The 14,276-nt window shown below is 67.4% G+C and carries 13 protein-coding genes; 7 read left to right on the plus strand and 6 right to left on the minus strand.

The genetic code is table 11. The features are described 5' to 3' along the window. Positions 1–31 precede the first annotated feature (31 nt). Positions 32–1,459 carry an NAD-dependent succinate-semialdehyde dehydrogenase gene (locus tag P1X14_RS05940; protein ID WP_277314398.1) on the plus strand — a complete coding sequence of 476 codons (1,428 nt, stop codon included), beginning with the start codon at positions 32–34 and terminating at the stop codon, positions 1,457–1,459. On the opposite strand, the gene P1X14_RS05945 is transcribed toward P1X14_RS05940, so the two are convergent. The 4 genes from P1X14_RS05945 to P1X14_RS05960 form a co-directional block, all read right to left on the minus strand. Next, positions 1,456–2,214 (minus strand): enoyl-CoA hydratase/isomerase family protein, encoded by a 759-nt coding sequence (locus tag P1X14_RS05945; RefSeq protein WP_277314399.1) that lies wholly within the window; start codon positions 2,212–2,214, stop codon positions 1,456–1,458. The genes P1X14_RS05940 and P1X14_RS05945 overlap by 4 nt on opposite strands. Next, a complete protein-coding gene (locus tag P1X14_RS05950) occupies positions 2,211–3,674 on the minus strand; it encodes a 3-hydroxyacyl-CoA dehydrogenase (RefSeq protein WP_277314400.1) in 1,464 nt (487 codons plus the stop codon). Before P1X14_RS05950 ends, P1X14_RS05945 begins: the two co-directional genes overlap by 4 nt. Next, positions 3,674–5,278: an acyl-CoA dehydrogenase family protein gene (locus P1X14_RS05955; RefSeq protein WP_277314401.1), complete on the minus strand. Its 1,605-nt coding sequence runs from the start codon at positions 5,276–5,278 to the stop codon at positions 3,674–3,676. The genes P1X14_RS05950 and P1X14_RS05955 overlap by 1 nt, the downstream gene beginning before the upstream one ends. A gap of 98 nt (positions 5,279–5,376) precedes the next feature. Next, on the minus strand, positions 5,377–6,210 hold the full coding sequence (locus P1X14_RS05960; RefSeq protein WP_277314402.1) for an enoyl-CoA hydratase-related protein: 834 nt from the start codon (positions 6,208–6,210) through the stop codon (positions 5,377–5,379). 118 nt (positions 6,211–6,328) lie between these two features. Between P1X14_RS05960 and P1X14_RS05965 the strand changes: the two genes are divergently transcribed. Genes P1X14_RS05965 through P1X14_RS05975 form a run of 3 tightly spaced genes read left to right on the plus strand, consistent with a single transcriptional unit; the run spans position 6,329 to position 9,650 of the window. Then, positions 6,329–7,456 (plus strand): amidohydrolase family protein, encoded by a 1,128-nt coding sequence (locus tag P1X14_RS05965; protein ID WP_277314403.1) that lies wholly within the window; start codon positions 6,329–6,331, stop codon positions 7,454–7,456. Between the two features lie 58 nt (positions 7,457–7,514). Further along, complete coding sequence (locus tag P1X14_RS05970; protein ID WP_277314404.1) at positions 7,515–8,993, plus strand: aldehyde dehydrogenase family protein; 1,479 nt, start codon at positions 7,515–7,517, stop codon at positions 8,991–8,993. Further along, complete coding sequence (locus P1X14_RS05975) at positions 8,994–9,650, plus strand: alpha/beta fold hydrolase (RefSeq protein ID WP_277314405.1); 657 nt, start codon at positions 8,994–8,996, stop codon at positions 9,648–9,650. It abuts the gene before it with no gap. Here P1X14_RS05975 and P1X14_RS05980 read toward each other — a convergent pair. After that, a complete protein-coding gene (locus P1X14_RS05980) occupies positions 9,627–10,463 on the minus strand; it encodes a CoA ester lyase (RefSeq protein ID WP_277314406.1) in 837 nt (278 codons plus the stop codon). The two genes, P1X14_RS05975 and P1X14_RS05980, sit on opposite strands and share 24 nt — an antisense overlap. Continuing rightward, positions 10,460–10,777 carry a 2Fe-2S iron-sulfur cluster-binding protein gene (locus P1X14_RS05985; protein ID WP_277314407.1) on the minus strand — a complete coding sequence of 106 codons (318 nt, stop codon included), beginning with the start codon at positions 10,775–10,777 and terminating at the stop codon, positions 10,460–10,462. The genes P1X14_RS05980 and P1X14_RS05985 overlap by 4 nt, the downstream gene beginning before the upstream one ends. Positions 10,778–10,867: 90 nt before the next feature. Here P1X14_RS05985 and P1X14_RS05990 point away from each other — a divergent pair, with 90 nt between their 5' ends. The 3 genes from P1X14_RS05990 to P1X14_RS06000 all read left to right on the plus strand — a co-directional run. Then, entirely contained in the window at positions 10,868–11,731 is an 864-nt protein-coding gene (locus tag P1X14_RS05990) for a MaoC family dehydratase N-terminal domain-containing protein (protein WP_277314408.1), read from the plus strand. Further along, positions 11,731–12,945, plus strand: coding sequence for an acetyl-CoA C-acetyltransferase (locus P1X14_RS05995; RefSeq protein ID WP_277314409.1), 1,215 nt, complete (start codon positions 11,731–11,733; stop codon positions 12,943–12,945). The genes P1X14_RS05990 and P1X14_RS05995 overlap by 1 nt, the downstream gene beginning before the upstream one ends. 166 nt (positions 12,946–13,111) lie before the next feature. Beyond that, the coding region (locus P1X14_RS06000; RefSeq protein WP_277314410.1) for an MFS transporter at positions 13,112–14,276 on the plus strand (1,165 nt) is incomplete at its 3' end.

Genomic DNA, 14,276 nt, shown 5'->3' on the forward strand with positions numbered 1-14,276 from the left:
ATAGCGCGATGGGAGCTAGCGGAGAGGTCGCATGGGGTATCCCGAACTGAAATTCCTGATCGGCGGTGAGTGGCGCAGCGCCGCGCCGGGCGAACAGGTGATCAACCCGTCGGACGGTTCGGTGATCGCCGAGCTGCCCCATGCCGGCCGCGCCGAGCTGGACGCCGCCATCGCCGCTGCCGAGCGCGGGCTTGAGGTTTGGCGGAAGGTGCCGCCGAACGAACGCGAAGCGATCCTGCTGCGCGCCGCGGACCTGCTGGGCGAGCGCAAGGAAGAGATCGCGCTGGCCATCGCACTGGATCAGGGCAAGACGCTGCCCGAGGCGCGAAGCGAAGTGGATACCGCCCGCGCGCGCATCGTGTGGGACGCCGCTGAGGGACGCCGCCTGTATGGCCGGATCATCCCGTCCGCACCGGGCTTCCGCAAACTCTCGCTGCGCCTGCCGTTAGGCGTGGTCGCGGCGTTTACGCCATGGAACTACCCCCTCGCCTCACCGACCCGGAAGGTGGCGGGCGCGCTGGCCGCCGGATGCTCGATCATCCTGAAGGGCGCCGAGGAAACCCCCTCCGGCCCGATGGCGCTGATCCGCGCCTTCCACGATGCAGGCGTGCCGCCGGGCGTGATCAACCTGGTCTATGGCAAGCCCGCCGAGATTTCGGAGTATCTGATCCCGCACCCCGCGGTGAAGCTCGTGACCTTCACCGGATCGGTGCCGGTGGGCAAGCATCTCGCAGCCCTGTGCGGCAAGCATATGAAGCCCGCGATCATGGAACTGGGCGGCAACTCGCCGGTGATCCTGTGGGAAGATGCCGATCCCGACGCGCTGGGGCCGCTATCGGTGGTCGGCAAATCGCGCAACGCGGGACAGGTCTGCGTCTCGCCGACCCGCTTCTTCGTGCATGAGCGGATCTACGACCGGTTCGTGGAGAGCTTCTCGGCCGCGGCACAGGCATGGCGGACAGGTCCCGCACTGGACGCCGCGAGCCAGATGGGGCCGCTGATCAACCAGCGGCGTCTCGACGCGATCGAAGGTTACGTCGCCGATGCCGCCGCACGCGGCGCACGCGTGGCCAGCGGCGGCCAGCGCATCGGCAACGAAGGCTATCTCTACCCACTGACCGTGCTGGCCGACATGCCCGCCGATGCCCGCGCGATGATCGAGGAGCCGTTCGGCCCGCTGGCGCTGATCCACAAGGTATCGACCCTCGACGAGACCATCGCCAAGGCCAATTCGGTGCCGTTCGGCCTGGCCGCCTATGCCTTTACCGACAGCGCCCGCGTATCCGACCGGCTGATCGAGGAAGTCGAATGCGGCAGCCTGTCGATCGGCCACTACACCTCGTCCTATCCGGAGGTGCCGTTCGGCGGGATCAAGGACAGCGGATATGGCCGCGAAGGCGGTGCCGAGGGGCTGGACGGCTACACCTATGTGAAGGGTGTGACCCAGCTGATGGGTTAGAAACGCGGCTCACGCTTCTCGCGGAACGCCGCATAGCCCTCGGCAAAGGCCGGTGAGACGATGCATGCCGCCTGCTCGCGCGCCTCGCGGTCGAGCTGGAGCGCTTCCTCGGCATCGCCGCGCTGGCGGGCCTTGGCACTGGCAAACGCAGCCGGTGCGACCTTCGCCAGTTCGATGGCGCGGTCGAGCGCGGCGTCCATCACCGCATCGTCCTTCGCCAGCCGGTCGGCCAGACCCAGCTCCAGCGCCTGCGGCCCCTTGAGCGTCGCCGCCATCGCATAGAGCCTTGTCGTCGCTTCGGGACCAATCCGGCGCGGCAGCGTGCCCGCCAGACCCCAGTCCATCAGCAGGCCGAGCTTCGCGAAAGGGAAGCTGAGCATCGCGCCCTCGCCCATCACGATCTCGTCGGCGAGCAGCGCCAGCCCAGCGCCTGCGCCGACTGCGAACCGCTCGACTGCGGACACGACCGGCTTCGGAAAGCTCCACACCAGCGACGCGATACGATGACCGTCGCGCAGCCGGGCATAGGCGGCATCCTCGGACAGACCGGCCAGGCTCGGCAAATCGCCGCCCGCGCAGAACACACCGCCGGTGCCGCCGATCACGAGCGCGCGGACCGAAGGATCATCGCGGACCTGCTCGAGCGCCGGGAGCAGCCCGGCACGCACCGCGTCGTTGATCGCGTTGCGGGCTTCAGGCCGGTCGATGCGGATGCGGGCAATGCCGGGCGCGGGAGAATCGATCTGGACGCTCATGCCAGGCTCATGCCCAGCAGCGCCCTTCGCCGCAACCACTGGCTCGGGCGGTAGCGCGGATCTCCGGTGATACGCTGGAGCGACTCGAGGATCGACAGGATGCGCGCCGGGCCGATCCGGTCGCCCAGCGCCAGCGGCCCCATCGGGTAGCCAAGACCGATCCGCACCGCGTCGTCGATATCCGCAGGCGTTGCGATGCCGCGCTGGGCGATCTCGCAGCCGGTGTTGACGATCATCGCGAGGATACGTTGTGCCGCGAAACCCGCGCTATCGGCAGTGACGCTGACGGGAACCCCGTCCGACGCCAGCAGGGCATGGGCGATGGCGACCGCAGCATCACCGGTCGCAGGCGAGCGCATCAGCGTGCGGCGCTTCGTGAAATCGGTGATCGGATCGAGCGCCACGCAGCGCGCAGGGTCGAGGCCAAGGCGAGTGGCCGCACCGCTGACGTCCTCGCCCCAAGGCGAGATCAGCAGCACGTCGGCGGCGTCAGAATCTGCCGTCACCGCATTGCCAAGCAGTGCGCGCGCCGCATCGCTCACGCCTTCGCCAAGCCAGACCTTGCCTGCCGCATCCGGCACCGCCGCTTCCGCAGGCTCGACCTTCTGCCCCTCGGGATAGGCATAGAAGCCCCTTCCCGTCTTCCGCCCGAACACCCCCGCGGCAATCCGCGGCGGTACCAGCGGCGAGGGGCGATAACGCGGGTCCTGCTGGAACTGGTCGTAGATCGACTGCATCACCGCGCCCGACACATCGAGCCCGGTCAGGTCGAGCAGTTCGAACGGCCCCATGCGGAAACCCATCCCCTCGCGCACGATCCGGTCGACGCCCGCGAAATCGGTGACGCGTTCCTCCACGAGCCGCAGCCCCTCGGTGTAGAGCGCGCGACCGGCATGATTGACGAGGAAGCCCGGCTGGTCGGCCGCGGTAACGGCGCGATGCCCTGCACCTTCCACCAGCGCCACGAGACGCGGCGCGACGTCCGGTGCTGTGAGGACACCGGGGATCACCTCGGCGATCTTCATCAGCGGCACGGGGTTGAAGAAATGCAGGCCCGCCACCCGATCCGGCTTCGCGCAGCCCGCGGCAATGACGCTGATCAGCAACGACGAGGTGTTGCTGGCGAGGATGCAGCTGTCACCAACCACCGGCTCGAGATCGCGGAACAGCGCCTGTTTCACGTCCAGCCGCTCGACGATGGCCTCGATCACGAGGGTGCAGCCAGCAAGATCGGACAGTGCGTTGCAGGGCTTGATGTTGCGGGTAATCGCTGCAGCATTTTCCTCGGTCAGCGTGCCCTTGGTCACCTGCCGGTCGATCATGCCGATGACGAACTTCACCGCGGCGTCCACGGCCTCGGCGCTGGCATCGTACACGCGCAACTCGTGCCCGGCCTGCGCGAAGAGCTGGACGATACCCCGCCCCATCACTCCCGCACCGATGACGCCGATCACTTCCATCAGTTGCCGCGCCCCAGCAGGCCGCGGGCGATCACCTGCGCCTGGATCTCGGCCGCGCCTTCGAAGATCGACAGGATGCGCGCGTCGCACAGCACGCGGCTGATCTGGAATTCCAGCGCGAAGCCGTTGCCGCCATGGATCTGCAGCGCGTTGTCGGCATTGCTCCACGCGACGCGCGCGGCGAGCAGCTTGGCCATGCCTGCCTCGATATCGCAGCGGCGGCCCTCGTCCTTCGCGCGGGCCGCAGCATAGCTGAGCTGGCGCGCGATCATCGTCTCGGCGGCCATCCAGCCGAGCTTGTTGGCGACACGCGGAAACGCGATCAGCGGCTCGCCGAACTGCACGCGCTGCTGGGCATAGGTCAGCCCGAGTTCCAGCGCGTTCTGCGCCACGCCCACCGCGCGGGCCGCAGTCTGGATACGAGCGCTTTCGAATGTCTCCATCAGCTGCTTGAACCCGCGCCCCTCGATCCCGCCGAGCAGCGCGTCTTCGGGCAATGCGAAGTCGGAGAAGGCGAGTTCAAACTCCTTCATCCCGCGATAGCCGAGCACTTCGATCTCGCCGCCGGTCATGCCGGGCGCGGGGAACGGGTCCGCATCATCGCCACGCGGCTTTTCGGCCAGCAGCATCGAAAGCCCGCGATAGCCTTCGTCGGCATTGGTGCGGACCAGCAAGGTCATCAGATCGCTGCGCGCAGCATGGGTGATCCAGGTCTTGTTGCCGTTGACCACCCATTGCCCGTCGCGAAGCTCGGCGCGGGTGCGCAGCGTGGCAAGATCGGAACCGGTATTGGGTTCGGTGAAGACCGCGGTCGGCAATATCTCGCCACTCGCGATCTTGGGCAGATACTGCGCCTGCTGCGCCTCGGTGCCGCCCAGCCGGATCAGCTCGGCCGCGATCTCGGACCGGGTGCCGAGCGAGCCGACGCCGATATAGCCGCGCGAGAGTTCTTCGGAGACCAGGCACATGGCAAGCTTGCCGAGGCCTGCGCCGCCGAACTCCTCGGGGATGGTCAGCCCGAACACGCCGAGCGCGGCCATCTCCTGCACCACCTCGATCGGGATATATTCGTTGGCGAGGTGCCAGCCATGCGCATGTGGTGCGACTTTGTCATCGACGAAACGGCGGAATTGCTGCGCCATCATCTCGAGCAGTTCGTCGCCCAGCGCGGTATCGGCATGCGCGCCGTCGCCGAGCAGTGCGGCGATACGGCCGGGATCGCCCTTCAGGCCAAGCGCAAGCAGCCCGGCAGCTTCGGCTTCCAGCCCGAAATCGGAAGGACGGATGATCTCGGCCTGGCTCATCGGCAGGCCGCCGCCGATCTGCCCGACATACTCGGCAAAGCCGGTGGCGAGGATCAGCGTCTCGATCTCGGCGAGCGGACGGTCTTCAGCGATCCGCTCGGCCCAGCCGAGCAGCGCACGTAACGCCGCAGCATAAGTGGCGAGCCACGCGAAGCCGTGCGCGAGATGCTGATGCTTCGTAACAAGATCGGCACTGACCTTGCCGCCTTCGGAGACCTGCGCCTCGACGACGGCACGCGCCTTGGCGACGTAAGAGTCCACTGCCGTCAGCGCGGCGCGATACGCATCCATTTCACTCATCCGATGCAGTCGTGCTCCGGCGAAGGCCGGAGCGTTGGAGGGCGAAGCCTGCACCTGCCAGCGCTCCGGCCTTCGCCGGAGCACAGGTGGGGGCTTGCTCAGCCCTTCCCCCCACCGCGCGCCTCACGCTTCAGCCGCTGGCGTTCGCGCCATGCGGACATCAGCCGCTTGGGCTCGTCGGTGGTGTGCGCATGACCCACGGCGCGGATGCCCGCCTGAACGGCGTCGCTGATCGACATCTGTTCCCAATCGCGACACAGCGCCTTCTGGATCCGGATCGCGCGAGGGCCCGCCTCGCAGATCGATTTCACCCAACGCTCGGTCTGCGCGTCCAGCTCTTCGGGCGCAACCAGCTTCTCGACATAGTTGAAGTGATAGGCCTCGGCCGCGTCGATGATCTCGCCGGTGAACACCAGCTCCATCGCCTTGCCCCAGCCGGTCAGTCGCGGGATCAGGCAGGCTTCCATGCCCGAAGGCACGCCATATTTGACCTCGGGCATGCCGAACTTCGCGGTTGTCGATGCCACGCGCATGTCGCACGAAGTCGCGATCTCCATCCCCGCACCCAGGCAATAGCCCTCGATCCGCGCGATCACCGGCACCGGCACGCGGCGGATCGAGTCGCACGCATGGTGGGTGGTCTTGCTGCCGATCTCGGCGATGATGTGATCGGGGAAATCGGCCATCTGGCCGATATTCGCCCCGCCGATGAAGTTCTGGTGCCCGGTCAGCACCACGCAGCGCAGCTCCGGCTCGGTCGCCAGCTCGGTCATGATCTTGGCCAGCAGCGCGCGCCCTTCCACCGGCAGCGCGTTCTTCTTGGCTTCGTTGTTGATCGTCACCCAGGCGACATAGCCGCCCTCCGGCCGATCCTCGCGGCGGACGAGGATCAGATCCTCGCGCTCGAATTCCTGTTTCGCCGCTGACGCCATTTCGGTCCCCGCCTGTCTACGCTTTGCTGGCCCGCCGACACGTGGCGCGGCCCCCTTGTTCCCCGATCCAATCCGCCGACAGGCTGATGAACAACAAGCCAATTTTACTGGCATGGGGATGAGCCATGCTCATGCCGATGCGGCGGCGCTTGCTGCGCGGCGCGACTGCGGTATGCTGCCCGACATACAGAACATGGGAGAGCGGATGACCGGCCAGCGCAGCCTTGCCGAACTGGATCGCTGGCATGCCGGTCATGTCGAGGACGTGATCGATCCCGGCCGCCGGATCGTCGATGCGCATCATCACATGTGGCAGCGCCCACCCGAAGCCTATCAGCTGCCCGAGCTGATGGCCGAGCTGGAATCGGGCCATGACGTGCGCGCGACCGTGTTCGTCCAGAACAATGCGATGTACCGCGCTGGCGGTCCGGAAGCGATGAAGCCGCTGGGCGAAACCGAATATGTGAACGGCGTTGCGGCGGTCAGTGCATCGGGCATGTTCGGCCCGCAGCGGCTGTGCGCGGGGATCGTCGGCCATGCCGATCTGCGGCTGGGCAAGGCCGTCCGCCCGGTGCTGGAGGCGCACCGCCGCGCCAGCGGCCGCTTCCGCGGTATCCGGCACCAGGCGCAATGGGATGGCGAGCTGGGATCGATGGCGCGGATCGCGGCGCCGAAAGGACTGCTGCTCGATCCCGATTTCCGCAAGGGCTTCGCCGAGCTTGGCCCGCTCGGGCTGCGCTTCGATGCGTGGATCTATTTCCACCAGCTCGGCGAATTGGCCTCGCTCGCCGGAGCATTCCCGGAAACGCCGGTCATCCTCGACCATCTCGGCGCGCCGCTTGGGGTGGGCCCCTATGCGGCCCGCCGCAACGAAGTGTTCGACCTGTGGGCCGCGGGCATCCGCGCGCTGGCCAAACATTCGAACGTCTCGGTCAAGCTCGGCGGCCTCGGCATGCCGAGCTACGGCTTCGGCTTCGGCTTCGAGACCCGCGCCGCGCCTGCGACCTCCGCAGCACTCGCCGAGGCGTGGCGCCCCTATGTCGAGCTGGTGATCGAGGCGTTCGGCGCCAACCGCTGCATGTTCGAAAGCAACTTCCCGGTCGACAAGGTCACCTGCAGCTACCGCACGCTGTGGAACGCCTTGAAGCGGATCGCCGAGGGCACGAGCGAGGCGGAGAAGGCCGCGTTGTTCGATGGTACCGCCCGCCGCGTCTATGACCTCGGGTCCGAGGGAATCGAGAATTAGTCGTGCGGGCAGGCCTGCGAGCCACGCTAGTCTAGTCGCAAAATCCGGGAGAGGACCAATGGCCACCACGCTCGAACGATCGCCCGCCGACGCCTTCATTGCGTCCGGCGCGAAGAAGCTGCTGATCGGCGGCCAATGGGTTCCGGCGCAATCCGGCAAGACGTTCGAGACGATCAACCCGGCTAATGGCGAAGTGATCGGCCATGCCGCGGCAGGCGACGCGGCGGACGTCGATGCGGCAGTCGCGGCCGCGCGCAAGGCGTTCGAGAATCCGGCCTGGTCAGGCATGAACCCGCACGGCCGCTCGCGCCTGTTGCTGAAGATCGCGGCGGCCATCGAAGCCAATGCCGAGGAACTCGCGCAGATCGAATCGCGCGACAATGGCTCGCCGCTAAGCATCGCGCGGATGATGATCGCGGGCGTGGGGGAAACCTTCGTCTATTATGCAGGCTGGGCGACCAAAATCTATGGCGAGACCAACCCCTCGCCCGGCGGCATCCTGAACTACACGCTGCGCGAACCGGTCGGCGTGTGCGGCCAGATCGTGCCGTGGAACGGTCCGCTGTCGAGCGCGGCGTGGAAGATCGCGCCGGCGCTCGCATGCGGCAACACGGTGATCCTCAAGCCCGCCGAACAGACCCCGCTCAGCTCGATCCGGCTGGGCGAGTTGATGATCGAGGCGGGCGTTCCCGCGGGCGTCATCAACATCGTCACCGGCTTCGGCGAGACCGCGGGCGCAGCCATCGCCGCGCATTCCGGCATCGACAAAGTCGGCTTCACCGGATCGACCGAAGTGGGCAAGAAGATCCTGATCGCCTCGGCCGGAAACCTGAAGCGGGTCACGCTCGAACTGGGCGGCAAATCGCCCAACATCGTCTTCCCCGATGCCGATCTGGACGCGGCCGCGGTCAGCACCGCACAGGGCTTCTGGTTCCTCTCGGGCCAGATCTGCGTCGCCGCCTCGCGCATCCTGGTTCATCGCAGCGTGCACGACGCCTTCGCGGCGAAGCTGGCCGACCAGGCAAAGGTGATCAACGTCGGCGATCCCGAGACCGCGACGACGATGATGGGGCCGCTGGTCAGCCGCGAGCAGTTCGACCGGGTGACCAGCTATTTCGGCGTGGCGCAGGCGGACGGCGCGCGGCTGGTTACCGGCGGCAAGGCGCTCGACCGCCCCGGCTATTATGTCGAACCGACCATCTTCGCCGATGCCCGCAACGACATGCGCATCGCGCGCGAGGAGATTTTCGGCCCCGTCACCCTGCTGATCCCGTTCGACGACGAGGAGGAAGCGCTGGCCATCGCCAACGACACCAGCTTCGGCCTGGCCGCCGCCGTCTGGACCAAGGATCTTGGCCGCGCCCACCGCGTGGCGCGCGCACTGAAGGCCGGGACGGTGTGGATCAATACCTATCTCTACACCGATCTGATCTCGCCCTTTGGCGGCTACAAGCAATCGGGCATCGGTCGCGAGCTGGGTCGCAGCTCGATCGACGCCTATACCGAGATCAAGTCGGTCTACGCGAAGCTCGACTGAATGCCGCGCTTCCTGCTCGTCCATGGCGGTTGCCATGGCGCATGGTGCTGGGATCGCGTGCTGCCGCTGCTGCCGGGATCGACCGCCATCGACCTGCCTCTTCGCGGCAATGCTGCGGAGGCGCTGATCGCGGCGATAGACGAACCCGCGATCCTGGTCGGCCATTCGCTCGGCGGCATGGCGATCAGCGCAGCTGCGGAAGCCGCGCCGGAGAAGGTCGCGGCGCTGATCTATCTCTCCGCATTGCTGCCAGTCAGCGGCGAATCCGCCGCGACCGTCGCGGTGCCGCCGCTCGGCGCTGGCGGCGCGACGGTACTGGACGGCGAATGGACCCGGCTCGATCCCGAGCTGGCCCCGCCGATCTTCTATCAGGATTGCGATGCGGAGACGGTTGCATGGGCGAGCGCCCGGATCGGCCCGACCCATCTCGACGCGATCACCACCCCGGTAACGCTGACGCCGGAGCGCTTCGGCCGCGTGCCCAAGACTTATATCCATTGCCTTCAGGATCGCGCGATCCAGCCAGAGGCCCAGCGTGCCATGACCGCCCGCTATCCCGGCATCGCCACCGCCGAACTCGACAGCGGCCATTCGCCCTTCCTGTCGATGCCCCAACGCCTCGCCGAACTGCTCTCAGCCCTCGGCGCGCGCCAATAGCGCCCGCGCCTGTTTCAGGTGCGGCTGGTCGATCATCTTGCCGTCCAGCTTCAGTGCCCCCGCGCCGGGATTGTCGGCAAAGGCCTGAACCACCGCGCGGGCATGCGCGATCTGCGCGTCGCTGGGGCTGAAACCGGTGTTGATCGGCGTCACCTGATTGGGGTGAATCGCCATCATGCCGGTGAACCCGTCCCGGCTGCCCCGCGCGACATAGCCATCGAGGCCATCGGTATCGGCGATATTGGGATAGACGGTCTCGATGGCCGGAACGCCCGCAGCATGCGCCGCGAACAGCACCAGCGAGCGCACCGTCTCATAGGGCGCGGTATAGCTGCCGTCCGGATTGCGCGAGGTCGCCGCACCGATAGCCGCGGGCAGATCCTCCGCCCCCCAGGTCAGGCCCGCCAGATGCCCGGCGACTTCGCGATAGGTCGAAAGCTCGAACACCGCAGCCGCAGTCTCGCTGGCGATGGGCAGGATCGGTGGACAGGCGCCGCCCGCCAGCTCGATCAGCGCGCGCACCGACGCCGCGCCCTCGGCCTTGGGCAGCATGATGCCATCCGGCTTCGCCTCCAGCACCGCCGCCAGATCGGCCAGCGTCTCGGCACCATCCAGCGGATTGACCCGCACGAAGCACGGCACCTGCCGCTCGCCCGCCAGCCATTCGGCAATCGCCAGCCGCGCCTCGGGCTTCTTCTCCAGCGCAACCGAATCCTCCAGATCGAGGATCAACGCATCGGCGCCACTCGCCGCCGCCTTGGGAAAACGCTCGGGACGGTCGCCGGGGACGAACAGCAGGGATCTCAGCTTCACGGGATCTGGCGCTCCGGCACATGAACGATGATGCCGTCCATGGCATCGGTAAGGCGCAGCTGGCAACTCAGGCGGCTTTCCGGGCGGCGAGGCACGGCGGTGCAATCGAGCAGTTCGTCCTCATAGGCGTTGGGCGGCACAAAGCCCGGTGCCGCAACGAACACGTGGCAGGTCGCGCAACTGCACGATCCGCCGCACTGCGCGACAATGCTCCACAACCCTGCATCCTTCGCCGCGATCATCACGCTGTCGCCGGGATCGAACATGGCCTCGATGCGGCGGCCATCGGCCTCGATGAAGATAATGCTGGGCATGGTGCGAGTTGAGCGGTTCCGGGCGGGCAGGAACAATGAAAATTCCGCAGCGCCGGGGGAAATTTTCTCGCCTCGGGGGACAGGCCATGAATGTTGCAGCATAAGCGCGGCATGGACATCGAGCATCTCAAGTCGTGGATCGGCCGCGAGGAGCGCGCATCGGACGTGGCGTCTGCCGCGCCGCTCGCGGGACTCGCCGCATTGCTCGATCACGAGACGCCGCCATGGGCGGAAGACGAAGTGCCGCCGCTCGGCCATTGGCTCTATTTCCTGCCGCAGGCACGCCAGTCGATGATCGGCGACGATGGCCATCCGAAACGCGGCGGCTTTCTCCCGCCCGTCCCGCTGCCCCGTCGCATGTGGGCTGGCGGACGGCTGAAATTCCATGGCGCCATCCCGGTCGGATCGACGATCGAACGCGTCTCGACCATCGAGGACGTTACCGCCAAGTCCGGCGCCAGCGGCGAGATGGTGTTCGTCACCGTCCGCCACGCGATCCATGCCGGCGGGGTCCTAGCCATCGAGGAATGGCAGGACCTGGTCTATCGCGGCGAGAGCGCGCCGGGCGCCGCCGCATCCGCAGTGCCGGCATCGACGCGCGAGGCGGATATCAGCCGTGCGTACACCACCGATCCGGTCGCGCTGTTCCGCTACTCCGCCCTCACCTTCAACGGCCACCGCATCCATTACGACCGCGACTATGCCCGCGATGTCGAAGGCTATCCGGGGCTGGTGGTGCATGGCCCGCTCTCCGCGACGCTGCTGATGGACCTGTTCCTGCGCGCGCATCCGCGGGCCGCAGTGACCGGCTTTTCCTTCCGCGCCCGCGCACCTTTGTTCGATATCGCGCCCTTCACGCTCAATCTGGCGCGCGAGGATGGCAAGGCAGCCTTATGGACGGCGGACGCGGGCGGTCGACCGGCGATGACGGCAGAAATCGAGACAGGAGAGTGATGTTGCGCGACGTGGTGATCTGCGAGCCGCTGCGGACCCCGGTGGGGCGCTTCGGCGGGGTGTTCAAATCGCTCCATGCGCATGAGTTGGGCGCGGCGGTGATCCGCGGCCTGCTGGCCAAGACCGGCCTGCCGCCCGAGCAGGTCGACGATGTGCTGTTCGCCCAATGCTATCCGACGATGGACGCCCCCGCGCTCGGCCGCGTGGTCGGGCTCGACGCGGGGCTGCCGATCAGCGCGGGCGGGCTGCAGATCGACCGGCGCTGCGGATCGGGGCTTCAGGCGCTGATCTATGGCGTGATGCAGGTCGCAACCGGCGGCTCCGATCTGGTGCTGGCAGGCGGCGCGGAGTCGATGACCAATGCCGCTTTCTACTCCACGAAAATGCGCTGGGGCATTCCCGGCAGCGGCATGAATTTCGACGATTCGCTGCAAAAGGGCCGGGTCAGCGCGGGCGGATGCAACTTCCCCGTGCCGGGCGGAATGATCGAGACCGCCGAGAATCTGCGCCGCGACTATTCGGTGCCGCGCGAGGAGCAGGACGCCTTCGCCGCCGAATCGCATCGCCGCGCCGTGGCGGCGCAGGATGCCGGCATCTTCGCGCAGGAGATCGTCCCCATCGAGGTGAAGTCGAAGAAGGAGACGCTCCTGATCGACACCGACGAGCATCCGCGCCGTGGCGTGACCGCGGAATCGCTGGCCGCGCTCAAGCCGCTGACAGCAAAGGACCCCGAATCGACCGTCACTGCCGGTAATGCCAGCGGGCAGAATGACGGCGCCTCGGTCGCCATCGTCACCACCGCTGCAAAGGCCGCCGAACTGGGGTTGAAACCCTATGCCAGCCTGAAGAGCTGGGCCGTCGCGGGCGTGCCGCCCAAGACGATGGGCATCGGCCCGGTGCCGTCGGTCGCCAAGGCGCTGGAGCGCGCCGGGCTGGCACTCAAGGACATCGACCTGATCGAGCTGAATGAAGCCTTCGCCGCACAGGTGCTGGCCTGCACGCGCGAATGGAATTTCACCCCATCGGACTTCGAACGGATGAACGTCCATGGCTCCGGTATCTCGCTAGGCCACCCGGTCGGCGCGACCGGCGGCCGCATCCTCGCCACCCTGCTGCGCGAAATGGACCGCAGCGGCGCGCGCTATGGGATCGAGACGATGTGCATCGGCGGCGGCCAGGGGCTGGCGGCGGTGTTCGAACGGCATGGGGGCTAGCGTAACCGCGCCGCATGCCTAGCCCTCCCCCTTGATGGGGGAGGGTTGGGTGGGGGTGACCTCTTCTCATGATGCTGTCCGATGAGGAGAGGTCACCCCCACCCTTCCGCCGCTTCGCGGCTCCCCCTCCCCCATCAAGGGGGAGGGACTTCGGGGTGCGACTTGAATGCCTGAACCTGCCTCCCCCCACTGGACCCCGCGCAACCGCCTCGCCGCGCTCACCGTCGCGCTCGCCGTCACCGTCTCGGTGCTCGACGGCGTCATGCTCAACGCCACCCTGCCCAGCATCGCCCGCCAGCTGAACGCCGATCCGGCCGAGGCGATCTGGGTGGTGAACGCGTATCAGCTCGCCGCGGTGATCGCGCTGCTCCCGCTGGGCAAGGCGGCGGACATTTATGGCCACAAGCGCGTCTACCTGATCTGCGTCGCCCTGTTCGGTATCGGTTCGCTCGGCTGTGCGCTCTCGCCCGATCTGCCCACGCTCGCGGTCTTCCGCTTCCTTCAGGGATGCGGCGGGGCGGGCAGCATAGGGATTACCAACGCGATGATACGCTATGTCTATCCGCCCGAGCAATTCGGGCGCGGCGTGGCCAACAATTCGCTGCTGGTCGCGCTGTCGCTCGCGGCGGGGCCAAGCATCGCGTCGGTGATCGTCTCACTGGCCGACTGGCGCTGGCTGTTCATCATCAACCTGCCGATCGTCGCCCTGCTGATCGCCATCGGCCTGCCCACTTTGCCCCCCGGCGGTCGCGACGTGCACCGCTTCGACTGGCAAAGCGCGCTCCTCAGCATGGCCACGTTCGGGCTGATCCTGCTCGCGCTGGATACCGCCGCGCATGATGCCGCCGCGATCCTCCCCGTATCGCTCACCATCGCCGGAATAACCGCGGGCGCATTGCTGCTGACCCGGCAAAGGGGTGCCGCCCAGCCCCTGTTGCCCGTAGACATGCTGCGCACCCGCCGCTTCGGCTTTTCGGTCGCGACGATGTTCGCGGCCTCGGCTGCGCAGCTTACCGCCTATGTCGTGCTGCCCTTCCACTTCCAGCTCGGCCTCGGCCGCAGCCAGATCGAAACCGGCCTGCTGTTCCTCCCCTGGCCCATCGCACTCGCCATCGCCGCGCCGCTCGCCGGATGGCTGGGCGACAAGGTCGAGGCGGGGCGGCAGGGCGGCGTCGGGCTGATCCTGTTCGCCGCGGGGCTGATCCTGCTCGCGACGCTGGAGCCCGGCGCTAGCTTCGCCGACATCGCCTGGCGCATGGCGCTGTGCGGCTTCGGCTATGGCATCTACCAGCCGGCCAACAGCCGCACGCTGATCACCAGTGCGCCGCCCG

Source organism: Sphingomonas sp. AOB5 (genome assembly GCF_029433115.1).
GTDB lineage: Bacteria > Pseudomonadota > Alphaproteobacteria > Sphingomonadales > Sphingomonadaceae > Sphingomonas.

Excerpts from the sequence above, each read along its gene's own strand:
- P1X14_RS05940 (WP_277314398.1), top strand. The coding sequence starts at position 32 with ATGGGGTATCCCGAACTGAAATTCCTGATCGGCGGTGAGTGGCGCAGC.
- P1X14_RS05945 (WP_277314399.1), bottom strand. The coding sequence starts at position 2,214 with ATGAGCGTCCAGATCGATTCTCCCGCGCCCGGCATTGCCCGCATCCGC.
- P1X14_RS05950 (WP_277314400.1), bottom strand. The coding sequence starts at position 3,674 with ATGGAAGTGATCGGCGTCATCGGTGCGGGAGTGATGGGGCGGGGTATC.
- P1X14_RS05955 (WP_277314401.1), bottom strand. The coding sequence starts at position 5,278 with ATGAGTGAAATGGATGCGTATCGCGCCGCGCTGACGGCAGTGGACTCT.
- P1X14_RS05960 (WP_277314402.1), bottom strand. The coding sequence starts at position 6,210 with ATGGCGTCAGCGGCGAAACAGGAATTCGAGCGCGAGGATCTGATCCTC.
- P1X14_RS05965 (WP_277314403.1), top strand. The coding sequence starts at position 6,329 with ATGAGCCATGCTCATGCCGATGCGGCGGCGCTTGCTGCGCGGCGCGAC.
- P1X14_RS05970 (WP_277314404.1), top strand. The coding sequence starts at position 7,515 with ATGGCCACCACGCTCGAACGATCGCCCGCCGACGCCTTCATTGCGTCC.
- P1X14_RS05975 (WP_277314405.1), top strand. The coding sequence starts at position 8,994 with ATGCCGCGCTTCCTGCTCGTCCATGGCGGTTGCCATGGCGCATGGTGC.
- P1X14_RS05985 (WP_277314407.1), bottom strand. The coding sequence starts at position 10,777 with ATGCCCAGCATTATCTTCATCGAGGCCGATGGCCGCCGCATCGAGGCC.
- P1X14_RS05990 (WP_277314408.1), top strand. The coding sequence starts at position 10,868 with ATGTTGCAGCATAAGCGCGGCATGGACATCGAGCATCTCAAGTCGTGG.
- P1X14_RS05995 (WP_277314409.1), top strand. The coding sequence starts at position 11,731 with ATGTTGCGCGACGTGGTGATCTGCGAGCCGCTGCGGACCCCGGTGGGG.